General features: G+C 66.8%; 22 protein-coding genes and 1 riboswitch. Of the genes, 18 read left to right on the plus strand and 4 right to left on the minus strand.

Going from position 1 to position 22,730, the window contains the following annotated elements:
* Window positions 1-42: 42 nt before the first annotated feature.
* Window positions 43-1,512, minus strand: a complete 1,470-nt coding sequence (locus tag GH664_RS08070; protein WP_153167535.1) for an MFS transporter — start codon at window positions 1,510-1,512, stop codon at window positions 43-45.
* Window positions 1,513-1,759: 247 nt separating this feature from the next.
* Here GH664_RS08070 and GH664_RS08075 point away from each other — a divergent pair, with 247 nt between their 5' ends.
* Entirely contained in the window at window positions 1,760-2,650 is an 891-nt protein-coding gene (locus GH664_RS08075; RefSeq protein ID WP_153167536.1) for a LysR substrate-binding domain-containing protein, read from the plus strand.
* 19 nt (window positions 2,651-2,669) lie between these two features.
* On the opposite strand, the gene ubiB is transcribed toward GH664_RS08075, so the two are convergent.
* On the minus strand, window positions 2,670-4,199 hold the full coding sequence (gene ubiB, locus GH664_RS08080; RefSeq protein ID WP_153167537.1) for a ubiquinone biosynthesis regulatory protein kinase UbiB: 1,530 nt from the start codon (window positions 4,197-4,199) through the stop codon (window positions 2,670-2,672).
* Window positions 4,200-4,318: 119 nt separating this feature from the next.
* On the opposite strand from ubiB, the gene argS reads away from it, so the two are divergent.
* From argS to GH664_RS08105, 5 genes are all read left to right on the plus strand, one after another.
* Entirely contained in the window at window positions 4,319-6,082 is a 1,764-nt protein-coding gene (argS, locus tag GH664_RS08085; protein ID WP_153167538.1) for an arginine--tRNA ligase, read from the plus strand.
* Window positions 6,083-6,097: 15 nt separating this feature from the next.
* Window positions 6,098-6,757 (plus strand): SPOR domain-containing protein, encoded by a 660-nt coding sequence (locus GH664_RS08090; RefSeq protein ID WP_153167539.1) that lies wholly within the window; start codon window positions 6,098-6,100, stop codon window positions 6,755-6,757.
* A gap of 88 nt (window positions 6,758-6,845) precedes the next feature.
* Window positions 6,846-7,481: a thiol:disulfide interchange protein DsbA/DsbL gene (locus tag GH664_RS08095; RefSeq protein ID WP_153167540.1), complete on the plus strand. Its 636-nt coding sequence runs from the start codon at window positions 6,846-6,848 to the stop codon at window positions 7,479-7,481.
* Between the two features lie 56 nt (window positions 7,482-7,537).
* Complete coding sequence (locus GH664_RS08100) at window positions 7,538-7,975, plus strand: PilZ domain-containing protein (RefSeq protein WP_153167541.1); 438 nt, start codon at window positions 7,538-7,540, stop codon at window positions 7,973-7,975.
* 187 nt (window positions 7,976-8,162) lie between these two features.
* Window positions 8,163-8,249, plus strand: a riboswitch (cyclic di-GMP riboswitch).
* A 92-nt stretch (window positions 8,250-8,341) separates the two neighbouring features.
* A complete protein-coding gene (locus GH664_RS08105; RefSeq protein WP_153167542.1) occupies window positions 8,342-10,138 on the plus strand; it encodes a S8 family serine peptidase in 1,797 nt (598 codons plus the stop codon).
* Between the two features lie 85 nt (window positions 10,139-10,223).
* Here GH664_RS08105 and GH664_RS08110 read toward each other — a convergent pair whose 3' ends face one another.
* Window positions 10,224-11,210, minus strand: coding sequence for a choice-of-anchor N protein (locus GH664_RS08110; RefSeq protein WP_228111431.1), 987 nt, complete (start codon window positions 11,208-11,210; stop codon window positions 10,224-10,226).
* A 473-nt stretch (window positions 11,211-11,683) separates the two neighbouring features.
* Here GH664_RS08110 and GH664_RS08115 point away from each other — a divergent pair, with 473 nt between their 5' ends.
* Window positions 11,684-11,950 carry a hypothetical protein gene (locus GH664_RS08115; RefSeq protein WP_153167543.1) on the plus strand — a complete coding sequence of 89 codons (267 nt, stop codon included), beginning with the start codon at window positions 11,684-11,686 and terminating at the stop codon, window positions 11,948-11,950.
* A gap of 97 nt (window positions 11,951-12,047) precedes the next feature.
* Here GH664_RS08115 and GH664_RS08120 read toward each other — a convergent pair whose 3' ends face one another.
* A complete protein-coding gene (locus tag GH664_RS08120) occupies window positions 12,048-12,215 on the minus strand; it encodes a type II toxin-antitoxin system VapC family toxin (RefSeq protein ID WP_228111432.1) in 168 nt (55 codons plus the stop codon).
* Between the two features lie 207 nt (window positions 12,216-12,422).
* Here GH664_RS08120 and GH664_RS08125 point away from each other — a divergent pair, with 207 nt between their 5' ends.
* From GH664_RS08125 to GH664_RS08175, 11 genes are all read left to right on the plus strand, one after another.
* Window positions 12,423-13,892 (plus strand): ATP-binding protein, encoded by a 1,470-nt coding sequence (locus GH664_RS08125; RefSeq protein WP_256219462.1) that lies wholly within the window; start codon window positions 12,423-12,425, stop codon window positions 13,890-13,892.
* A gap of 152 nt (window positions 13,893-14,044) precedes the next feature.
* Window positions 14,045-14,224: a DUF4351 domain-containing protein gene (locus GH664_RS08130; protein ID WP_228111434.1), complete on the plus strand. Its 180-nt coding sequence runs from the start codon at window positions 14,045-14,047 to the stop codon at window positions 14,222-14,224.
* Between the two features lie 122 nt (window positions 14,225-14,346).
* Window positions 14,347-14,796, plus strand: a complete 450-nt coding sequence (gene gspG / locus GH664_RS08135; protein WP_269468949.1) for a type II secretion system major pseudopilin GspG — start codon at window positions 14,347-14,349, stop codon at window positions 14,794-14,796.
* Window positions 14,797-14,809: 13 nt separating this feature from the next.
* The gene (locus tag GH664_RS08140; RefSeq protein WP_153167546.1) at window positions 14,810-15,982 is read left to right on the plus strand and encodes a type II secretion system F family protein; all 1,173 of its coding nucleotides are present in this window, start codon (window positions 14,810-14,812) and stop codon (window positions 15,980-15,982) included.
* Window positions 15,979-17,649: a GspE/PulE family protein gene (locus GH664_RS08145; RefSeq protein ID WP_153167547.1), complete on the plus strand. Its 1,671-nt coding sequence runs from the start codon at window positions 15,979-15,981 to the stop codon at window positions 17,647-17,649. The genes GH664_RS08140 and GH664_RS08145 overlap by 4 nt, the downstream gene beginning before the upstream one ends.
* The gene (locus tag GH664_RS08150; protein WP_153167548.1) at window positions 17,633-18,337 is read left to right on the plus strand and encodes a hypothetical protein; all 705 of its coding nucleotides are present in this window, start codon (window positions 17,633-17,635) and stop codon (window positions 18,335-18,337) included. Before GH664_RS08145 ends, GH664_RS08150 begins: the two co-directional genes overlap by 17 nt.
* Window positions 18,337-18,900: a hypothetical protein gene (locus GH664_RS08155; RefSeq protein WP_153167549.1), complete on the plus strand. Its 564-nt coding sequence runs from the start codon at window positions 18,337-18,339 to the stop codon at window positions 18,898-18,900. The genes GH664_RS08150 and GH664_RS08155 overlap by 1 nt, the downstream gene beginning before the upstream one ends.
* On the plus strand, window positions 18,897-19,463 hold the full coding sequence (locus tag GH664_RS08160) for a hypothetical protein (RefSeq protein ID WP_153167550.1): 567 nt from the start codon (window positions 18,897-18,899) through the stop codon (window positions 19,461-19,463). Before GH664_RS08155 ends, GH664_RS08160 begins: the two co-directional genes overlap by 4 nt.
* Entirely contained in the window at window positions 19,460-20,011 is a 552-nt protein-coding gene (locus tag GH664_RS08165) for a hypothetical protein (RefSeq protein ID WP_153167551.1), read from the plus strand. The genes GH664_RS08160 and GH664_RS08165 overlap by 4 nt, the downstream gene beginning before the upstream one ends.
* Complete coding sequence (locus GH664_RS08170) at window positions 19,995-22,256, plus strand: secretin N-terminal domain-containing protein (protein ID WP_153167552.1); 2,262 nt, start codon at window positions 19,995-19,997, stop codon at window positions 22,254-22,256. Before GH664_RS08165 ends, GH664_RS08170 begins: the two co-directional genes overlap by 17 nt.
* On the plus strand, window positions 22,256-22,729 hold the full coding sequence (locus GH664_RS08175; protein WP_153167603.1) for a type II secretion system protein: 474 nt from the start codon (window positions 22,256-22,258) through the stop codon (window positions 22,727-22,729). The genes GH664_RS08170 and GH664_RS08175 overlap by 1 nt, the downstream gene beginning before the upstream one ends.
* Window position 22,730 lies beyond the last annotated feature (1 nt).

A 22,730-nucleotide genomic window follows, 5' to 3' on the forward strand; every position in this document is an offset into this window, starting at 1 on the left:
GATGTGAGTGCGGGCCTGGCGTCGAGTCTGTGGCCGGCCGTCTTACGAGGCCTTCTTCGCGCCCGCCTTCGGCACCGTCAGCATGATCGACATGATCGCCACGGCCACCATGAAGACGTTGAACATCAGGGCGATGATCGCGGCCTCGCGCACTGCCAGGTTGTCCTGGCGTCCGACGAAGGTGATCACGCCTTCCACCCAGGAGATGCTTTCCGGGTTGGCACTGAGCGCGGTGAAGATCGCCGCCGAGATCGCCACACCGAAGGCGGCACCGAGCGAAGAGGCCATCTTGTAGATGCCGGCACCGGAGCCGGCCTGGGCGGCGGGCAGGCTGGACAGGGCTGCGTCGGTGGAAGGCGTGGCATAGAAGGCCAGGCCGACGCCGAACAGGGTGTAGCCGATCATCGCCAGGATCTTGTAGTCGGCGAGCAGCAGGTTGGCGGGCGACAGCAGCAGGATGGCCAGACCGGTGATCAGGCAGCCCCAGATCATCGGCTTGCGGGCACCGAAGCGCTGCAGCAGCTTCTCGCCGACACGGATGAAGGCGATGATCGCCACCGCATAGCCGAGGGTCAGCGCACCCGCTTCCTGGGCCGTCATGTTGCCGCCGAGTTGCACAAGTTGCAGGGAGACCAGCAGGGTGCCGGCGACGCCGTTGAGCAGGAAGTTGGAGATCGTGGCGCCGGTGTAGGTCGAGTTGCGGAACAGCTTGAAATCGACGAAGCCCTGCGCAGCCGTGCTTTCGATGCGGAAGAACAGCGAGCCGAAGACGACGGTGACCGCGATCAGGCTGAGGATCAGCGGGCTCGTCCAGCCCAGCTTGTTGCCCTGGGTGACGACGATCTGCAGCGCGACCATGGCGATCATGAAGGTCACCACGCCGGCGAAGTCGAACTTGTAGTCACCTTTGGATTCGACCTTGCTCTCGGGCGTGCCCTTGATCATCAGCAGGCCGATCACCGACACGACGATGGAGGCGAAGAAGATGTAGCGCCAGCCGAAGTTCGCCGTCACCAGGCCGCCGAACAGCGAGCACACGCCCGAACCGCCCCACGAACCGATGGACCACAGGCTGACCGCACGCTGGCGCGCCGGACCATCCCAGTAGGTCTTCACCAGCGCCAGGCTGGCCGGCATGATGCACGCCGCCGACAGGCCCTGCAGCGCGCGGCCGACCAGCAGGAAGGGCGCGGCCAGGTCGCCGATCGGCGCGAGGCCGATCAGCAGCGAGCCGGCCATGTTGAGGAAGAAGCCGATATTGACGACCTTGACGCGGCCGACACGGTCGGCGAGGCCGCCGACGACGACGATGAAGATGCCCGAGAACAGCGCCGTGATCGCCACGGCGATGTTCATCATGCTCGAATCCAGACCGAGCTCGCGCTGCATGTCGGGGGCGATGTTGAGCGTGGTCTGGGCAAACATCCAGAAGGCGATGACGCCCATGATGATGCCGTAGAGCAGCTTGTCCGTCCCCTGGTACGCAGGGGCCTGAACGGCGGTTGTGCTCATGGTTATCTCCTGAAGAAAACCGGTTGAATGGGGGCTACGGGGCGCATCCTATGCTTTCTGGTGAAATCCAAAAGACGCCGTATTGGCGGGGGTGACAACCAATCGGAATCACAAGCCCCTGCTGGCGGCATGGGTACGCTTGGCGGCGCTGCCGAAGGTGGGCACACTGCGTGTCGGCGCGAATCCGCGTGCCGCATGAGTGCATTGTGGCGGGGCATGGAGCCTCGCGAGTCCTTGGGTTGCCGCGATGAAAGACCATCAGTTGAGGGCGCTGCTGCGGGTGGCGGAGTGCGGATCGATCCGCGCCGCGGCGCGGGCAATGAACCTGAGCCAGAGCGCCTTGACCAAGGCCTTGCATGAGCTGGAGGAAGATGTCGGCGCCGAGCTGCTGACGCGAAGCTACAAGGGCATCGAGTTCACCCCTGCGGGCGCTGCTCTGCTGACGCATGCGCGGCTGGCCCTGTCCATCCTGGACAAGGGCGCGGAGGAGGTGAGGCTGCTGAGCGGCAGTGCCCGTTCGCGCGTCGTCCTCGCCGTGACGCCGATGGTGGGCGCGCGCGTGCTGCCGCGCGTGCTGCGCGAATATGAGCGCCTGCGCCCCGATGCCGAAGTGCAACTGACCGAAGGCCTGCTCACCCAGATCCTCCCGGATCTGGTCGAAGGCCGGCTGGATTTCGCCATCGCGGTGGCCAATCCTGACAACCTTCCCTACGAGGTCGCGTTCGAGCCGATCGGCAGCGTGGAAATCACCCTTGCCGGTCGCACCGGGCATCCGCTCGGCACCCGCACCACCTGGGCGGAGCTGGCCAAGGCGAAGTGGATCATGAACCTCAGCCAGGGCAGCCTGGGGAGCGCGCTGGAAGAGTGGATGGAGCAGCAGCACCTGCCACGACCGGCGCGCCTGATCCGCTGCGCGTCGTCCATGCTGATGCTGGAGCTGATGCAGCGCACCGACTACATCGGCCTCGGCCCGGCGGCGCTGTTTCGCGACGAGCTCGTCGGCCACGGCATCCAGTGCATCGAGGTCGAACCCCTTCCGCCGCCGATGCCGCTCGGCCTGCTGCGCCTGCGCGGCATCCCGCTGTCCAGCTCGGCCAAGCCGATGGCGACTCTGCTTGCCCGCTACATGGCGGATTGAGCTCTTCGGCCGGGCGGGCTCAACCCATCAGGCGGTGCACTTCCAGCGCCAGCACGCTGGCGGCGAGCAGCCCCACCAGCAGCAGCAGCCAGCCCTGGCGCCGCTGCAGGGTCGCCAGCTCGGCCATCCTGTCCTTCTGTTCGGCGCGATGCCGGGTGGCCTCGGCCAGCGCCTGGTGCGTCAGCCGCGGCAACTGCGGCAGCGTGCCGGCCCAGTTCGGCGCCTCCTCGCGCACGCTGCGCACCAGCGCGCGCCAGCCCATGCGTTCGTCCATCCAGCGCTCGAGGAAAGGCTTTGCGGTCTTCCACAGGTCGAGGTCGGGGTCGAGCTGGCGGCCCAGGCCCTCGATGTTGAGCAGCGTCTTCTGCAGCAGCACGAGCTGCGGCTGTACTTCCATCTCGAAGCGCCGTGCGGTCTGGAACAGGCGCAGCAGCGTCTTGCCGAAGGAGATCTCCTTCAACGGACGGTCGAAGATGGGCTCGCACACGGTCCGGATCGCCGCCTCGAACTCGTCGACGCGGGTGTGCGGCGGCACCCAGCCGGCCTCGATGTGCGCCATCGCCACGCGCTTGTAGTCGCGCTTGAAGAAGGCGAGGAAGTTCTGCGCGAGGTAGTTCTTGTCCACCTCGTCGAGCGTGCCCATGATGCCGAAGTCCAGCGCGATGTAGCGCCCGTCGCCATGCACGAAGATGTTGCCCGGGTGCATGTCGGCGTGGAAGAAGCCGTCGCGGAACACCTGGGTGAAGAAGATCTCCACGCCAGCACGCGACAGCGCCGCGAGATCGGTGCCCTGCGCGCGCAGCACGCCGGTCTGCGAGATCGGCACGCCGTACATGCGCTCCATCACCATCACCTTGCTGCCGCACCAGTCCCAATATACTTCCGGGACGATCAGCAGCGTCGAGTCGGTGAAGTTGCGCCGCAACTGCGAACAGTTCGACGCCTCGCGCATCAGATCGAGTTCGTCATGCAGGTACTTGCTGAATTCGGCCACCACTTCGCGCGGCTTCAGCCTGCGGCCTTCGGGCCAGATCTTTTCCAGCACCGTCGCCGCGACTTCCAGCAGCGCGAGGTCGTGCTCGATGACGCGCTCGATGCCTGGGCGCAGCACCTTGACCGCGACTTCCGTGCCGTCGGGTAGTTCGGCGAAATGCACCTGCGCCACCGAGGCGGACGCGACCGGCGTGCGTTCGAAGTTGTTGAACACCGCGTCGACCGGCTTGCCGTAGAAGTTCTCCAGCAAGGCCAGCGCCTGCTCGGTGGGGAAGGGCGGCACGCGGTCCTGCAGCAGCGCGAGCTCGTCGGCGAGGTCGGGCGGCAGCAGGTCGCGCCGTGTCGACAGCATCTGGCCGAACTTGACGAAGATCGGGCCCAGCGACTCCAGTGCGCGGCGCAGGCGCACGCCACGCGGCTCGGCGAAGCTGCGCCAGAAGAACACCGCATGCCACGCGCGCGCCAGCCGCCCGCTGGAGTCGGCGTCGAGGATCATGCGATCGAGGCCGAAGCGCAGGCCGACGGAGACGATCTTGGCGAGGCGGAGGAGGCGCACGGCGGAGGGAGTTCGGCTGCGGGAAAGCGCGGACTTTAGCCGGAAAGCCGCGCGTGGGCAAAGAGGAGGCTGGCAGCCTATCCGCTATAATCGCGCGTTTAGTTTCCCTGCCGAGTGCCATGAGCGCCGACCCCAAAGTATTGCTGACCGATCTGCTGAAGGCTGCGCTGAAGAGCGTGGCGCCGGATCACGCCGACACCGCCATCCTGCTGGAGCGCCCGAAACAGGCGAGCCACGGCGACTTCGCCACCAACCTGGCGCTGCAACTGGCCAAGCCGCTGAAGCGCAATCCGCGCGAACTCGCCGGTCTGCTGCTGGCCGAGCTGCCGGCCTCGAAGCTGATCGCGAAGACCGAGGTCGCAGGCGCGGGCTTCATCAACTTCACGCTCGCCGCCGATGCCAAGACGGCGGTCGTGCGCGACGTGCTTGCGCGGGGCGCTGACTACGGCCGCGGCGCGACGAAGGGCGTGAAGGTGCAGGTCGAGTTCGTGTCCGCCAACCCGACCGGCCCGCTGCACGTCGGCCACGGCCGCGGCGCCGCCTACGGTGCGTCGCTGTCGGACGTGCTGGCCTTCGCCGGCTATGACGTGACGCGCGAGTACTACGTCAATGACGCCGGCCGCCAGATGGACATCCTGGCGCTGTCGACCTGGTTGCGCTACCTCGCCTTCTTCGGCATCGAGATCCCGTTTCCGCCCAACGCCTACCAGGGCGACTACGTCATCGACATGGGCCGCGACATGCGCGACGCCCACGAGGACCGTTTCGCCAGGGTCACTGCGGATCAGATCCTCGCCGGCACGCCCGGCCTGCCGCTGGCCGAGCGCAAGGACGACGAGGCCAAGCAGCAGCGCGAGGAACATCTCGACGCGCTGATCGCCAACGCCAAGAAGCTGCTCGGCGACGACTACGGCTGGGTGCATGGCTTCGCGCTCAACGAACAGCTCGGCGACGGTCGCGACGACCTCGGCGAGTTCGGCGTGCGCTTCGACAAGTGGTTTTCCGAACAGAGCCTGTTCGACACCGGCCTGGTCGAGCGCGCGGTGACGCAGCTCGAGAAGCAGGGCCACCTCTACCTGCAGGACGGCGCCAAGTGGTTCCGCTCCACCGCCTTCGGCGACGAGAAGGACCGCGTCGTGCAGCGCGAGAACGGCCTGTATACGTACTTTGCATCCGACATCGCCTACCACCTCAACAAGTACGAGCGTGGCTTCGAGCGCATCATCGACATCTGGGGCGCCGACCACCACGGCTACATTCCGCGGGTGAAGGGCGCCATTACCGCGCTCGGGCTCGACCCGGCAAAGCTGGAAGTGGCGCTGGTGCAGTTCGCGGTGCTTTACCGCGACGGGCAGAAGACCTCGATGTCCACCCGCTCGGGTGAATTCGTCACCCTGCGCGAGCTGCGCAAGGAAGTCGGCAACGACGCCTGCCGCTTTTTCTACGTGCTGCGCAAGTCCGACCAGCACCTGGATTTCGACCTCGATCTCGCCAAGAGCCAGAGCAACGAGAACCCGGTCTACTACGTGCAGTACGCGCATGCCCGTGTGTGCTCGGTGCTCAACCAGTGGGGGGGCGAGGCGGCCGAACTCGCAGCGGCCGACCTCGGCCTGTTGCAGAACGAGCGCGAGCTGGCGCTGTGCGCCCGCCTGGGGACGTTCCCCGAGCTGGTGCAGAACGCCGCAGCCGACTATGCGCCGCACCAGATAGCCTTCTATCTGAAGGACCTCGCTGCTGACTTCCATAGCTGGTACAACGCCGAGCGCATGCTGGTTGACGACGAGGCGGTCAAGCTCGCCCGCCTGGCGCTGGCCGCCGCGGTGCGCCAGGTGCTCGTCAGCGGCCTGGCGATGCTGGGCGTGTCGGCGCCCGAATCGATGTGAGCAGCGGAGAGTCCCGTGAGTCGTGATCGCAAGCCCGTCCGCAAACCCGCCCGTCCGCCCGCGCGCAGCGGCGGCGGCACCCTGATGGGCATCTTCATCGGCCTGATCTTCGGTGCGCTGATCGCCGCCGGTGCCGCCTGGTATTTCACCCGTGCGAACCCCTTCCAGTCGGTGCCGAGCGCCTCGCCGCGCCCGTCGACGGCGGCCCAGCCGCCTGCGGCCCTGCCCGGCAAACCCGGCGACCGCCCGGTGGTGAAGCAGGACTTCGAGTTCTACAAGATCCTGCCGCAAGGCGATGGCACGCAGAGCAGCGCGCAACGGCCGGCGCCGGTCGAGAAGGCGCCGGAAAAGACCGCCGAGAAGCCGCAGGTCGACAAGCCGGCGGCCGACAAGGCGCCGGTTGCGGTGAAGGAAGCTACGCCGAAGCCGGTCGAGCGCCTCTACCTGCAGATTGGCTCGTTCGAGAATCCCGCCGAAGCGGACAACCTGAAGGCGCGCCTCGCGCTGGCGGGCATCGAGGCGAGCGGACAGCGGGTACAGCTTGCCGATGGTCGCACGGTGCATCGTGTGCGCATCGGTCCGTTCTCCAGCCCGGAAGAGATGAACCCGGCGCGCGCGCGGCTGGCCGAGTCCGGCTTCAACGCGACCGTGAGCCGCGCTGCAACCGCGCAATGATTCCTTACCCGCGGCGCGGGAACGTCTGTGGCATGAAGCACGTCTGACGGCCGTTTCCTCGTAGTTCCCAACACCCAAGGAGTACCGCATGAATCGTCGTGACGCCCTGAAACAGCTCGCCGCGCTTGCCGCCCTCGCTTCGCCCGTCGCCGGCGCGTGGGCCGCGGAGGAAACCTTCCAGGTGCTGAATCCGCCGCAGGCGACGGACGACCCGTCGAAGATCGAGGTGGTGGAGTTCTTCCACTACGGCTGCCCGCATTGCCGCAACTTCGATCCGCTGCTCGAGTCCTGGCTGAAGAAGCTGCCGCAGGATGTTGCTTTCCGCCGCATCCCGGCGATCTGGAACAACCAGCAACTTGCAGGCTTGGCGCGGCTGTATTACGCCGCCGAGGTTAGTGGCGACCTGCATGCCCTGCACGGCAAGGTGTTTGCCGCGGTGCAGGACGAGAAGCGTCCGCTGCATACCGAGGCTGGCGTCAGCGAGTGGATCCAGGGCAAGGTGGTCGATCCGAAGAAGTTCATGGACGCCTACAAGTCCTTCGGCGTCAATTCGATGCTGCAGCGCGCCGACCAGCGCGCGCGCGACATGAAGATCCAGGGCGTGCCGACACTGGCGATCGATGGCAAGTTCCTGACTTCCGCGTCGATGGCCGGCAGCCACGAGGCAGCACTCAAGAAGGCCGACGAGTTGATCGCGCGCGCACGGCGGGAGCGCGCAAAATAAGACGTCGATGATCAAGAGCGCCGCGGCGACGGCGCGAACGGGGACAGGGAGCATTCATGAGTGACGAAACCAACACCGGCGGCGGCGAGGCCACGGCCGAACCGGCCAACGCGGACCGTCGTGTGCGCCAGCGCTTCATCGCGCGCCGCCATGGTCGGTCCTGCTTCTGGCTGGCGATGGGCGGCGAGCGCATCGCGCTCAACGACCTTTCGCTGGAGGGCTTCTCCGCCTCGCTCGCGCCGCCGCCCCGGGGCGAGTTCGCCGTCGTGCTGCAACGCGACGGCGTGCCCGACGAAATCCACTGCACTGCGATCGTCGTCAACCAGGTGCCAGGCCCTTGCGGCCCAGCCTCCGGCTGCCGCTTCGTCGGCCTGTCGCCCGAAAACGCCGATCGCCTGCAGGAATGGCTCGTCACCCATGTGATCATGAGCGCCACTGTCCGCATCTCAGAGAAGGATGCGGTGATGATCGTGCAGGGGCGCTCGCTGGTGTAAGTGGCCGTCCGGTCGGTTTCTGGGCCGAAGGCGGGCATTTCTCACGGTGCCCTCAAGAAACCGGCGGCCGGGCCGTAGACACAGGCATCGGATCGTGAAAAGGTAACGTCCAGTTACACGGTCTTGATTTAAGTTAGTCCAAAAGTAGTATTCGCGTCGGCATTCGTAATCGAGTTGATCGTCGCGTCCTGAAACAGGGCAAACCCGTCGAAAGGCGGGGACGCAAAGTTACCGGTCTAAAGGGCTCGCGCCCCATGACAGCGGGATTGCCAGGCAAGCATCGTCCGTATTGGACGGGTGCGTCGTTGGTCCATGCAATCCTCGCCCGTGGCACGCGGGCCGGAGATCTCAAGCATGGAGTCCGCAATGAACGCACCGCACCGCCGCACCTCCCGTTCTTTCCGTCGCGCCCCGGCGCTGGCCTGCCTGGCGATCGCGCTGGGCACGCTGTCGCTGCCTGCGGTCGCGCAGGTTAATTCTTCACAACCGCAGTGGGCGCCGGGCCGCCTGCTGGTGCAGCCGCGCCCCGGGCTGTCGGACACCGAGCTCGACAAGATCCTCAAACCGCACGGCGGGAAGCAGGTTGGCAAGATCGACAAGATCAACGTCCGCATCGTGCAGTTGCCGGCGCAGGCGTCCGAAAAGGCGGTCGAGGCGCTGCTGAAGAAGAACAAGCACCTGAAGTTCGCCGAGCGGGACATGATCGTCTCTGGCGCCGCAACCGCGAACGATCCCTATGCGGCCAGTGAGTGGCATCTGAGCAAGATCCAGGCGAACTCAGCCTGGGATGCGTCGACCGGCGCAGGGGTGGTGATTGCGGTTCTCGACTCGGGTGTCGATGCAACGCACCCGGATCTCGCCACCAAGATGGTTGGCGGGTGGAATTTTCTGGACAATAACGCCGACGCCTCGGACGTGAACGGTCATGGTACGGCAGTGGCGGGCGCGGCAGCGGCGGCGTCCAATAACGGAGTCGGCGTGGCGTCGGTGTCGGGCGGTTCGATGATCATGCCGATCCGCATCGCTGACGCGAATGCCTACGCGTACTGGAGCACGGTGGCACAGGGTCTGACCTGGGCTGCGGACAAGGGCGCAAATGTGGCGAACATCAGCTACAACGGCGTATCGGGCAGTTCGACGGTGCAGAGCGCCGCGCAGTACCTGAAGAACAAGGGCGGCGTCACGGTCGTGGCGGCAGGCAACAGCGGCGCCGAGGAGTTGATCGCCGCGAGCAGTACGATGGTCAGCGTCTCGGCGACCGACGCCAATGACGTGAAGACGTCGTGGTCGAGTTACGGGCAGTACGTCGATGTCGCCGCGCCCGGCATGAACATCTGGACGACGGTGCGTGGTGGCGGCTACCAGCAATGGTGGGGGACATCGCTCGCGAGTCCGGTCGTAGCCGGCGTGGTCGGTCTGATGAAAGCGGCCAATCCGGCCCTGGCAGCGGGCGATCTGGAAAGGCTGCTTTTCTCGACAGCGGTGGATCTGGGTACGGCGGGTTGGGATGCCTACTACGGTTATGGTCGCGTAAATGCGGTCGCTGCGGTGCAGGCTGCCCGCCTTGCGACCCCCGCAGACGCGACGGCGCCGACCGTGAGCATCGCCAGCCCGGCGAGCGGGAGCACGGTGAGTGGCCTTGTTGCGGTCGACGTCAGTGCCAGCGACAACGTGGGTGTCAGCCGGGTCGATCTGATGGTGAATGGCAAGAGCGTCGGCAGCGATACGACCGCACCATACGGTTTCAGTTGGGATACCACGGCGGTGGCTGACGGCGCGGCGACGCTGACGGCCTATGCCTACGATGCGGCAGGCAACTACTCGACAAAGGCGGTTTCGGTGACGGTGGCCAATAGCACGGCGAACAGCACGTCCAAGTCGACAGCGGCCGACACGACGCCGCCGGTGTCGACCATCAGCAACCCGGGTGCAGGTGCCACGGTGAGCGGTACGGTCAGCGTGAAGGGTGCCGGCAGCGACAATGTCGGTGTGACGCAGATGCGGCTTTACATCGACAATAACTTGGTGAGCACCGTCTCCGGCGCCAGCCTGTCCTATTCGTGGAATACGCGCAAAGTTGCGGCCGGCGGTCACTCGGTCCGGCTGGACGCGATCGATGCAGCCGGCAATGTCGGTACTCAGACGATTCAGGTTGCGCGGTGATCGCAACCTCGTAGACGAGGAAAAGGTCCCTGCAGAATGTCTGCTTGGGGCCTTTGCGCTTACACCGCAGTTGCGGGAGACGTCTTCAGGCAGTACGGCGACTGCGCAGACGTGCAGCAAGTCCTGCAAGACCAACCCCGAGTAGTGCCAGAGAGCCGGGTTCCGGAGCGTTTCCGCCGCCTCCGCCTCCGCCTCCGCCCGGCTTCTTCCAAGTTAGGTCGTGTGAGCCGGGGTTATTCTCCCATGTGGTAACGATTCGAACGTTGCTTCCTCCGCCTTGCTCTGACGTCTCAATGGCCATGGCATCGAAGTGAGCCCATGCCAAACTGCCAAAGTCCGAAAGCGTCAACGTCTTAATTTCTCCATCCGCAGCACCGGTTTCGTCTGCTAGATTCGGTACTGCACCTACGGTTTTCGTAAAGCTCCCGATATCGTAGAAAAGGAAGTCTGAAATGCCGTCCTTTAACGGGTCATGGTTATTTGGGAACAGATTGCTCAGTGTCGCACTGCTGTAAAAGTATGAGACGCCTCCGACTTTGAGCCCTACGGTTGCCAACGAGCCATCAGGCACAGACACGACCAATATGGCACCCTTACCATTGAACTCCGTAGGGAAAAAGGCAGATGGGTTGTTGGAAATCTGAATCGACGACCAGTCCCCGCCAGTGCCGAACTGCCCGCCAAGGTTGAGAACGCTATTGTTCTGATAAGTGCCCGCGACGTAGACGGTCCCGCTGGACGTAATTGCTGTATCTGTTTCAGTCGGATTAGTCGTGTTCGCTTGGTAATCGGCATATTTTCCAGCATCGCCAAGTCCGGCAGGTGCGCCCACTTGCAGTACATTGATAGCGTGCGCAGCACCGATTAAGCCGAGGCCGATAGCGGCTGCCACCGCATTCTTTAGCACTTTCATGATAGGTCTCCAATGCTTCACGTTTCGGGCTGCATCGATACGACGCGCTTGCGGACTTTCTAGCATGATTTGTACCATATTCAGCAAAGTATTGATAAATAAAAAATGTTTGTCTTTCGTGCTGTCCGTCAAGATCAAAAGTGTAAAACTGGCCGACACGTGGTTAAATCTTCCTCGCGGACAACAGGCAGACCATGTTTGCTGCTTTCCCGGTTCCTCCGTTTCCCCTTGTGGTGGTGATCATGGGGCAGTTCTCCCATCTCTCCCGTTTGGCCGCTGTGCTCGATTTTGCAAGACCCAATAGTGCGTCGATCCGCCCGGAGCCCCAATGCCCGCAACTTAGCGCCCCCTTATAGGACATATGCAAATGTGGCTTGCCCTCTGGATCGTCGCCATTTCAACAAGCTAGTGCGCGTCTTCATGCACGACGGCAGCGAGGACTGGACCTGCGTCCATGTCGAAGTCCAGGACCAGCACGACAGCGCCCTCGCGCGGCGTATGTTCACCGCATCTTCGACCACTACGACCGCCCCGTCGCCAGCCTCGCCGTTCTCGGCGACGACGATCCGGGCTGGCGTCCCGACCGCTTCGGGTTCGAACGGCTCGGCTGCTGCCATCGCCCCACTTACCCGGTGGCCAAGCTGATCGATCGCGAGGGCGAACTCGCCGCACTGCCGGCCGAACCCAAACCCTTCGCGCTCGTCACTGTCGCCCACTTAATCACGCGGCGCACGCGTGATGCGCCCTACGACCGCTTGGTGGCCAAGCGCCGCCGCTTCGGCCCGCTTTCCGCCGCCGTCACGGATCGTCTCGTCAAGGCTGCACCTGACCAGCTCGAGCGTTGGGCCGAGCGGGTGCTCGACGCCGCGACGCTCGACGACGTGTTCGCAGAGAGCTGAAGGCGGAGGTCGGCTGAAGCCGACCTCGCCCGGTACCACGGCGCTGTTCTTCTGTTCTATTTTCCTGCGAGCAGCCGATCCGCTGCCGCGCGGGCAGCTACGCCCAGTTCTCCAGTATCAAGGGGGCGTCGATCCGCTCGTAATGGCGGAGGTTGTTGGTCACCAGCACTGCTCCCGCCGACAGGGAATGGGCGGCAATCATCATGTCCAGTTCGCCGATCGGCTGGCCGGTGCGGAGGAGTTGGTCGCGGATGTCGGCTGCCACTCTCCGGTCTCGGCGCCCCACGCAAGGTGGGATCGACATCGGAAATGACTGGCGACCCGGTGTAGGTGTTGATCGACGGCCAAGCCGATGTCAACGACGCAAGCGTCGATGCGAAGCTAATGTGCCTCTGCAACCATCTGATTTTCCATAAGTTTGCCATTGGCGTTGCATTAAGCTATGTTCATGGCCTCTATTGTGACGATTTAGATGAGGGGTTTGCAGCTTATGGTGTCAAGGCTCGAAATCCCGCTCCAGGAGGTTCAGCGCCGACTCGGCCTCGACAACCCCTGGTGGCGCGCGGGGGGTGGAATTGACCCGGAAGAGGCACTCTGGCCGCGTCGAGCGTACTTCGGCCCTTTCTGTCGTCTGGCGCTCGAAACCCGCGTTCGGCGCGCCGTCGTACTCATCGGCCCGCGTCGCGTGGGCAAGACCGTCATGCTCAAGCACTTCGTCCAGCGACTGCTGGATGACGGCCTGGCGGGTGTCCGCATCCTTTTCGCATCGCTGGACACGCCGCTGTACTCCGGTCGCAGCCTCGAAGGTCTGGTGCGCCTGTTCATCGAACAGCATCAGCACCCGGCCGGGCAGCAACTCTGGGTCATCTTCGATGAAGTGCAGTACCTGAAGGATTGGGAGGTTCATCTCAAGTCCCTCGTCGACAGCTATCCGGGCGTTCGCTTCATCGCAAGCGGCTCGGCCGCCGCCGCGCTGCGCATGAAGAGCAGGGAGTCCGGCGCCGGCCGCTTCACCGAGTTCGTCCTGCCGCCGCTGACCTTCGCCGAGTACCTCACCTTCGCGCAGCGGGAGGATGAACTGATTGTCGAGCGCGAGGACGAGGGCAGCGGAAATAGTCGTTACCTTGCCACCGACATCGATGCGCTCAACGAAGAGTTTCTCAATTATCTGAACTACGGGGGTTTCCCCGAAGCGGTGATGAACCCGGTGGTGCGTGAGAATCCCTCCCGTTTCCTGCGCCAGGACATCATCGACAAGGTTCTGCTCAAGGATCTTCCCAGCCTTTATGGCATATCGGACACACAGGAGCTCAATCGCTTCTTCAATGTCCTCGCCTTCAACACCGGGGACGAAGTCGGTCTGGAGGCATTGTCGAAGCACTCGAACATCACCAAGCAGAAACTCGGCGATTACCTCGAATACCTGGAGGCCGCATTCCTGATCCGCCGCGTGCACCGCATCGACGAGAATGCCCTGCGCATGCAACGCGCGCGTACCTTCAAGGTTTATCTGACCAACCCTTCCGTGCGCGCGGCACTTTTCGGCTTTGTGCGCAGTGAGGACGAAGCGATGGGCAATCTCGCGGAGACGGCAGTCTGGAGCCAGTGGCTGCACGATACGGTCATCAGTCGATCGCTCCACTATGCACGCTGGAAGTCAGGCCGTCAGACCCTCGAGGTGGATATCGTCTCCATCGACGTCCGCACACGGAAGCCCCGCTTTGCCGTTGAGATCAAGTGGTCCGACCGCATTTCCAAGCAGTTGCAGGAGCTGAAAGGGCTCCAGGAACTGGCGGCCAGGCACGCGCTGGCTCGCCATCCGCTGGTCACAACGCGGACCTACACGGGCCAGGCTGAACTCGACGGAGTTCCGGTCGACTTCGTTCCGGTGGCGCTGCACTGTTACACGATCGCACGTAATCTGCTTCGCTCGAAGCACTAGCGATGACGGCAAGAGACATCTGCCGCCCACCTGCTCACGCGGCGCACCCACGACGCGCCGTACGACCGCTTCCAGGCCAAGCGCCGCCTCGTGCGGCTGCTCTACGAGCGCAACTGGAACAAGGGCTCGCAAGGGGGCGCCAGGAAGGTCGAATGGAGGGTCGCGCAGAGGGCATCGCAGTCCTGCTCGCCCGCCAGTTGAACCGCCGCTTCGGACCGCTTTCCGCCGCCACCACCAACCGCCTCGCCAAGGCGGCACCTGACCTGCTCGAGCGCTGGGCCGAGCGGGTGCTCGACGCCGCGACGCTCGACGACGTGTTCGCAGAGAGCTGAAGGCGGAGGTCGGCTGAAGCCGACCCTACGGAGCAGGCTGCGTCGGGATCGAGCCTTGCGCGCGGTCATGCACTGCGCGCTTGTGCCACAATTCTGCCCTTGCTTGTGACGGGAGGAAGGGCATGGCCGGAATGGTGAGTCGGCGGGGGTGTGGCGCGGGCGGTCGCGGGCGGTCGCGGGGATTCACGCTGCTCGAGCTGCTGGTGGTGATGGTCATCATCGGCCTGCTCGCCGGCTACGTCGGGCCGCGGTTCTTTGCCCAGATCGGCAAGTCGGAGATCAAGGTGGCGCATGCGCAGATCGATGCCTTCGGCAAGGCGCTGGACCAGTACCGGCTGGATGTCGGGCACTATCCGAGCACCGAACAGGGCCTGCAGGCGCTGATGACGGCGCCGGCGGGCGTGTCGCAGTGGTCGGGACCCTACTTGAAGAAGGCGGTTCCCGCCGATCCCTGGGGCCAGCCGTATCAATACCGCCAGCCGGGCGAACATGGCGAGTACGACATCCTGTCGTTCGGTGCCGACGGGCAGCCCGGCGGCGAAGGGCCGGCCGCGGATATCGGCAACTGGTGAGGCGCCGCGCCGCATGCGTTATCGCGTGAAGGCCGTCGGCGCGGATGCTGCGGTCGTCGAAACGGAGCTGGATGCCGGCAGCGAGGCCGAGGCGCGGGCGCTGGCCGCGGCGCGTGGACTGGCCGTGCTGTCGCTGCGCAGCGTGGCGGTGCGGCGCGGGTCGCGGTTTCCGCTGCAACTCTTCAACCAGGAACTGCTCGCGCTGCTGCGTGCCGGCATTCCGCTCGCCGAGGCGGTGTCGGCGCTGGCCGAGAAGGAGCACCGTGGCGCGGTGCGGGTGGTTTTGTCGGATATTTTGACAGCGCTGCGCGAGGGCCGGACCCTGTCGAGCGCGCTCGAGGCCGAGCCGCAGGCCTTTCCCGACCTCTACGTGGCGACGATCCGCGCCGCCGAGCGCACCAGCGATCTCGACCGCGCGCTGGAGCGCTACATCGCCTACCAGCAACAGATCGACACGCTGCGCGGCAAGCTGGTGAGCGCATCGATCTATCCGGTGCTGCTGCTGGGCGTGGGCGGGCTGGTGGTGCTGTTCCTGCTGGGGTACGTGGTGCCGCGCTTCTCGCACATCTACGAAGACATGGGCGGCGACATGCCTTTTCTGTCGCGCCTGCTGCTGGATTGGGGGCGGCTGGTGGAGGCCAACGCGGTGCTGCTCGGCGTGGGGCTGCTGGTGGCGATCGCCGCGGCGGTGCTGGCGGCGCGCAGCCCGGCGCTGTGGGCGGCAGTGGGGCGCGCGCTGTGGCGCCTGCCGATGGTGGGCGCGCGCCTGCGCATCTTCCAGCTCGCGCGCTTCTATCGCACGCTGGGCATGCTGCTGTCTGGCGGCATCGCCGCGGTGCCGGCGCTGGGCATGGTGTCGGGCCTGCTGTCGCCCCTGCTGCGTGACAGCCTCGCCACCGCGATCGCCCGCATCCGCGAAGGCCGCGGCTTTGCCGCGACGCTGGCCGAATGCGGGCTGACCACCCCGGTGGCGCGCCACATGCTGACCGTGGGCGAGCGCGCCGGCAACCTGGGCGAGATGCTGACGCGCTCGGCCGAATTCCACGAGGAACAGACCGCGCGCGAAGTCGAGTGGCTGACACGGCTGTTCGGCCCGGTGCTCATGCTGGTGATCGGCTGCGCGATCGGCCTCATCGTGGTGCTCATGTACCTGCCCATTTTCCAGTTGGCGGAGACCATAGGTTGAGTTCGCAGGCCAACGCGCCCGTCGCGGCACCCCCTTTCAGTGTTGCCGACCTGGCTGCCGCGCGTGCGGCAGGGGGGCGCCTGCTCGACGCGCTGGCGGAACTCGAGCCGGTGGCGCAATTGCGCGCCCCAAGGCTTGCCGCGACTTGCGGGTTTCCGCTCGTGGGTCATGCGCGGCTCATGACGCTGGCGCCTGACTTCGACGCCGTGCCTTTCGCAACCGCCCTGCGCCGGGAATGCGTCGCCCTGCGCGACGAGTCCGGGCGCCTGCTGGTGGTGGTGGCAGACCCCTTCGACAGCGACCTGCTCGATGGACTGGGCGCACGCCTGCCCGAGCCTTTTGCCCTGGCGCTGGCCGACCGCGACGACCTCACCGCCTGCCTCGCCCGCCATGAGGACGAGGTACGTCGTGCGGTGGGCCTCACCGATGCGGGCGAAGCCCTCGAAGGCGGCGAGGCGGTGGAGGAGCTGTCGCTCAAGCGCATCAGCGCCGACGCCAGCCCGGTGGTGAAGCTGGTCAACTCCACCCTGTACGATGCGCTGAAGCAGGGCGCCAGCGACATCCACCTCGAGACGGTGCCGGCCGGGCTGGTGATCCGCTACCGCATCGACGGCGTGCTCTCGAGGGTGGGGGGCGCGGCCGGGGCGGAGCTGGCCGAGCAGGCGATCTCCCGCCTGAAGGTGATGGCCGAACTGGACATCGCCGAGCGCCGCGTGCCGCAGGACGGCCGCTTCAAGGCGCAGACCGGGGGGCGCGAGATCGACTTCCGCGTCTCCATCATGCCCAGCATCCACGGCGAGGACGCGGTGCTGCGGGTGCTCGACAAGGAACACCTGAGCGCCGAGATGAGCGGGCTGACGCTGGAGTCGCTCGGCTTCGATGCCGGCTCGCGCGCGGTGCTGCGCCGCCTGGCGAGCGAACCCTACGGCATGCTGCTGGTGACCGGTCCCACCGGCAGCGGCAAGACCACCACCCTGTACGCCACGCTGGGTGAGACCAACAGCGGGCTGGAGAAAGTGGTGACGATCGAGGACCCGGTCGAATACCAGTTGGCCGGCGTGCTGCAGATCCCGGTCAACGAGAAGAAGGGCCTCACCTTCGCGCGCGGCCTGCGCTCCATCCTGCGTCACGACCCGGACCGCATCATGGTGGGCGAGATCCGCGACGGCGAGACCGCCGAGATCGCGGTGCAGGCGGCGCTGACCGGCCACCTGGTGTTCACCACCGTGCATGCGAACAACGTGTTCGATGTGATCGGCCGCTTCATGCACATGGGCATCGACCCCTACAACCTGGTGGCGGCGCTCAACGGCGTGGTGGCACAGCGCCTGGTGCGCATGAACTGCCCGCAGTGCAGCGTGGCGGTGACGCCCGATGCGGCGCTCATCGCCGAATCCGCGCTGGGCGACGTGTCGCGTTTCGCCTTCCGCGCCGGCACCGGCTGCGGCCACTGCCGCGGCTCCGGCTACAAGGGGCGGCGTGCGGTGGCCGAGGTGCTGCTGCTGGACGACGAGGTGCGCGAGCTGATCCTGGCGCGCGCGCCGGTGCGCGCAGTGCGCGAGGCGGCGCGCCGGCGCGGCTTCCGCAGCCTGCGCGAGGCGGTGATCGAACTCGTCGCTATCGGCGACACCACCGTGGAGGAACTGAACCGTGTCACGCTCCGCTGAGCGCCTGCTGCGCCTCGAGTCCGACGCCTGGCTGCTGCGCGATGCCGATGGCGAACGTCGCCAGCCGCATGGAGGCGATCCGGCTGCCGTGCTGCCAGCGCTGGGCGCAAGCCTGCGCGGCGGCGCTCGGCTGAAGGTGGTGCTGGGCGACGGCTGGTTGCGCTATCTGGTGCTGCGCTGGCCCGCAGGCGTGCGCACCGCCGAGGAGCGGCAGGCATTCATGCTGCATCGCTTTCGCACGGTGCACGACATCGCTGCGCCAGACTGGGCGTTCGCCGCCGACCGCGATGCGGTGCGTTTCCCGTCGCTCGCGTGTGCGGCGCCAGCGGCGCTGATCACTGCGATCAACATGCTTGGACGTGCGCCGGGCGTACGATTGGGCGAGGTCGTGGGCGATTTCGTTGATCGCTACAACCGCCTGCAGCGCAGCTTCGACGAGGCCGCAGGTACCCTGGGTGCGCTGGCGATCCTGGACGGGGAGCGCCTGACGGCAGGCGTGTGGCGTGACGGGGCCTGGCTTGCCGTGCGCAGCCGCGCGGTCGGCGCCGATGCCATGGGCGACCTGGCACGCATGCTCGAGGGTTGGCACACCGAGCATGCACCGGCCGGCGAGGGCACGCTCTACGCCTGCGGCATCGCACCGGCTGCGCTGCCCGGCTGGCGCATCGTGCGCACGGAGGAACGCTGATGCGTCGCCCGTCTTCGCTGCGCAATGCGCCGGCCTTGCTGGCGCTGGATTTCGGGCCGCGCCGGCGGCGCCCGGGCGGGCTCGGCTGGCTGACGTTGCTGATCGGCGCCGTTGCGCTGGTGGCCGCGCTGGTCGGCGCATGGTCGGATTACGTCGATGTTGACGAGCGCACCCGGATCGTCGAGCGCCTGCGCGCGCAGACACGTGCGGCCGCGACGCCGGTTGCAGTCCCTGCAGGCACGGACGGCAGCCTCGATGCCGGCGCGGCGCAGGCGGTGGCGGCCCGGCTCAACGCCGACTGGGCCGGAGTCTTTGCCGACGTGGCGCGCGCGCAGGCCGAGGGGGTCACCTTGATGGAACTCCACGGCGATGCCGCGCGTGGCAGCCTGCGCATCGTTGCCGATACGCCGGATCTGGACGCAGCCTTTGCCTGGGTCGAGCGCCTGCAGCAGGCTGACGGTGCATTGCGCGCGGCCTCGCTCGACAGCCATGCGTGGATCGAGGGCAAGGGTGGCGCGGCGGTGCGCATCAACGCGACGGCGTCGTGGGGGGCGGGACGATGATGCGGACGGAAGGGTTTCGCGAGCGCGGCTTGAGTCCGGGTGCGCTTCTCGAAGGGGGCCTGCGCATGCTGCGCCGCGCCGGTTGGGCCGGACTGCTGGGCGCGGGGCTGCTGCTTGCGGCGGCGCTGGTCCAGGTTGCGGCGGGCGAGTGGGCGGCGGCGCGGCGCGCCGATCTGGCCGCACAGCGAGCACAGTTATCCGGTCAGGCGCCCGCAGGCGCGCGGGGCGCGCCGTCGGTGGCGGGCTTTCTTGCTTCGTTTCCTGCAGCAAGCGAATTGCCGCGGGTGCTGGCGCGGCTTTATGAGCTCTCCGACGCGCATGGGCTGAACGTCGAGCGCACAGCCTACCGCCGTGCCGACGAGCCTGGCACGCCGCTGGCGCGTGTGTCGCTGCAGATGCCGGTGCAGGGCAGCTACGGTGCGCTCTACACGTGGCTTGGCGAGGTATTGGGGAGTACGCCCGCGGTGGGCCTGGAATCATTTTCCATACGCCGCGTTGAAGAGGGCGCGGACCTGGTCCACGCCGACATCCGGCTGGTGGTGTTCGTGAGGCAGGGCGAATGAGGATTCGACCTGCGAACCGACGCCCGCTGCTGTTTGGCGCCGCCCTGCTCGCGACGCTCGCTGCCACCTGGTGGGCGGCGATGCTGGAGAACACGGTCGCGCCGCCGGCGACCCGGCCGGGGGCGGCGTCGCCTGCGACGCGGGGGGCGGCAACGTCGGCGGCGGCATTGCGCACTCCCATTGCTCGCGCCCGCGGCGCAGCGCCAGCGGCCCTGGCAGTGAGCCGTCACGCCTGGCCGGCGGAGGGGGGTACGCTGATGGCCAGTTCGGCCCCGCCCGCGCCGGTAGTGCAGGCGCCGCCCCCGGCACCCCCGCCCGAGGCTGGCTTGCCGCCGCTGCCGTTCCGCTTTGCGGGACTGATCGAGGAGCGCGGCGAGCGCTCGGTCGTGCTACTGGAGGGGCGCGAAGTCCGCATACTGCGCGCCGGCGAGCGCATCGACGAGCGCTACCGTGTCGACCGCATCACGCCGACGCGCATCGAATTCACCTATCTGCCGCTGCGCCAGCAGCAGTCGCTCCAAGTGTCCGATCATGAACCCACTCAATAGACCCTTGCGTCGCCTGTTGCCGCTGGCGCTCGCCGGCTTGCTCGCCGCGTGCGGGACCAACACTGCGCTCGACCGCAGCCGCGCCGAGTTCATCAGCGGCGATCCGCTCGCCGCGCTTGCCGCGCTCGAGCAGCGGGTGCGCGACGAGCCGCGCAACCTCGAACTGCGCGCCTTCTATCTGCGCCAGCGCGAGCGCCTGGCGAGCGAGTACCTGACGGCGGCCGAGCACGCGCGAACCTTGGGGGAGTTCGACCGCGCCGAGCAGTTGTACCGCCGCGCGCAGGGCATCGACCCGACGCATCCGCGTGCGGCAGCGGGCATCGAGTCGCTCGCCGACGAGCGCCGCCGCCAGGTGCGGCTGTCGGAGGCCGAAGTCGCGCTGGCACGGGGCGATGCGGCGGGCGCGGAGCGGCTTGCGCGTTCGGTGCTGGCAGAGGTGCCGGCGAATGCGCACGCGCAGCGTCTGCTGCGCGAGGCCGACGAAGGGCGGACCGCGGAGCGATTGCGGTCGGCAAGCCTGGCGGGCGGTCCGATGGACAGGAAGGTGTCATTGCAATTCCGCGAGGCTCCGTTGCGTGCGGTGTTCGAGGCGCTGTCGCATGCCGCCGGGCTGAGTTTCGTCTTCGACCGCGAGATGCGTGACGATGCCCTCGTGACGCTGGTGGTGCGCGACCGCACCGTGGGTGAGGTGCTCAAGCTGCTCGCCACCACGCAACAGATCGAGACGCGATTGATCGACCCGCACCTGGTGCTGGTGTACCCGTCGACGCCAGCCAAGCAGCGCGACTATCAGGACCTGGTGTCGCGCAGCTTCTATCTCGTGCATGCCGACACCAAGCAGGCACAGGCGCTGGTGAAGCAGGTGGTGAAGACGCGTGACATCTTCATCGACGAGAAGCTGAACCTGCTGGTGATAAAGGACACGCCGGAGGCGGTGCGCCTTGCGGAGCGGCTGATCGCCTCGCTGGACGTGGCCGAGCCCGAGGTGATGCTGGAGGTCGAGGTGCTCGAGGTGGCGCGCACCAAGCTGCGCGATATCGGTCTCGAGTTTCCCGACGAGATCGGCTATGGCCTGCTCGCCAGCCGCAATGGCGGCGCGCTGGTGCAGGGCAACGTCAATCTGCGGCGCGGCGGTGAGCTGGCGCCCTTCGCCGCCAACCCGGCGGCGGTGCTGCGCCTGCTGAGCGAGGACGGCGACAGCAGCACGCTGGCGAATCCTCGCATCCGGGTCAAGAACCGCGCCTCGGCCAAGGTGCACATCGGCGAGAAAGTGCCGGTGTTCACCACGACCTCCACCGCCAACGTCGGCGTGGCGGCGTCGGTCAGCTACCTGGATGTCGGCCTCAAGCTCGAAGTGGAGCCCAGCGTGACCCTCGACGACCAGGTGGCGATCAAGGTCGGGCTGGAGGTCAGCAACATCGTGCGCGAAGTGCCGGGGCCGGAAGGCTCGCTCGCCTACCAGTTGGGCACGCGCAGCGCGACCACCACGCTGCGGCTGAAGAACGGCGAGACGCAGGTGCTCGCCGGCCTCATCAACGACCAGGACCGCGTCACCGCCCGCCACCTGCCCGGGCTGGGCGAGCTGCCGGTGCTGGGGCGGCTGTTCTCGTCACAGCGCGACGACGGCTCGAAGACCGAGATCGTGCTGCTGATCACGCCGCGCATCGTGCGCAACGTGGTGCCGCCGGTTTCCGCCCGCGACGATCTGCCGGCAGGCACCGAGGCCAGCATCGGCGCGCTGCCGTTGCGCATGGCCGGCGGAGCGCAGGGCAGCCTGAGCCTGCGCGCGGCAGGGCCGGCGATGTCCGCTGCGGGCGGCCTGCCTGTGGCCTTGCCGCCGCCGGCCGCTTCATCGAGCGGACCGGCAACTGCGCCGGGGGCCGCCGGGGCGGGCCTTCGCGACCTTGTGGTGCGCTTGACGGGGCCGGAGACGGCCAAGCCCGGCAGTACGGTGACGCTGGCCTTGGAACTGGGGGGCAGCGGCCGCCACGACGGCGGTGTGATCGACGTCGGTTACGATCCGGCGCTGCTGGAGCCGGTGGGCTTCGCCGCCGTGGTGGCGGGCCAGGCCTCGGTGGCGCTGGTGCCGGGCACGCTGCCGAGCCAGTTGCCGCTCTCCTTCCGTGTGAAGGCGGAGGGACAGGGGATGGCCAGCATTGCGGTGACCGGTGTCACGCTGCAGGTCGGCGGGCAGCGCATGGCGAGCCCGGCGAGCAGCTCGACGACGATCAACGTCTTGCCATGATGTGGTCGCGGCGCGGTTTCACGCTGATCGAGCTGGTGGTCACGGTGGCCATCGTCGGGATCCTTGCTGCGGGCGCCATGCCGTTGGCCGAGCTCGCCGCACAGCGCATGAAGGAATCGGAACTGCGCACCGCGCTGCGCCAGATCCGCGACGGGCTCGATGCCTACAAGGCCGCAGTGGACGCCCTGCGCATCGAAGTCAGGACGGGGGCTTCGGGTTACCCGCCCGATCTTGGGACCCTGGTCAATGGCGTCACGGATGCGACCGACCCCGACGGCCGCAAGATCTACTTTTTGCGGCGCCTCCCCCGCGACCCCTTCTTCGCCGACGCCAGCGCACCGGCCGACAAGACCTGGGGCAGGCGCAGTTATGCCAGTCCGCCCAGTGCGCCGCGCGAGGGCGCCGACGTGTTCGACGTGTATTCGCTTTCCGAGCGCGTGGGCCTCAACGGCGTGCCCTATCGGGAGTGGTGAG

This window comes from Thauera sp. 2A1 (genome assembly GCF_009469595.2).
Taxonomy (GTDB): domain Bacteria; phylum Pseudomonadota; class Gammaproteobacteria; order Burkholderiales; family Rhodocyclaceae; genus Thauera.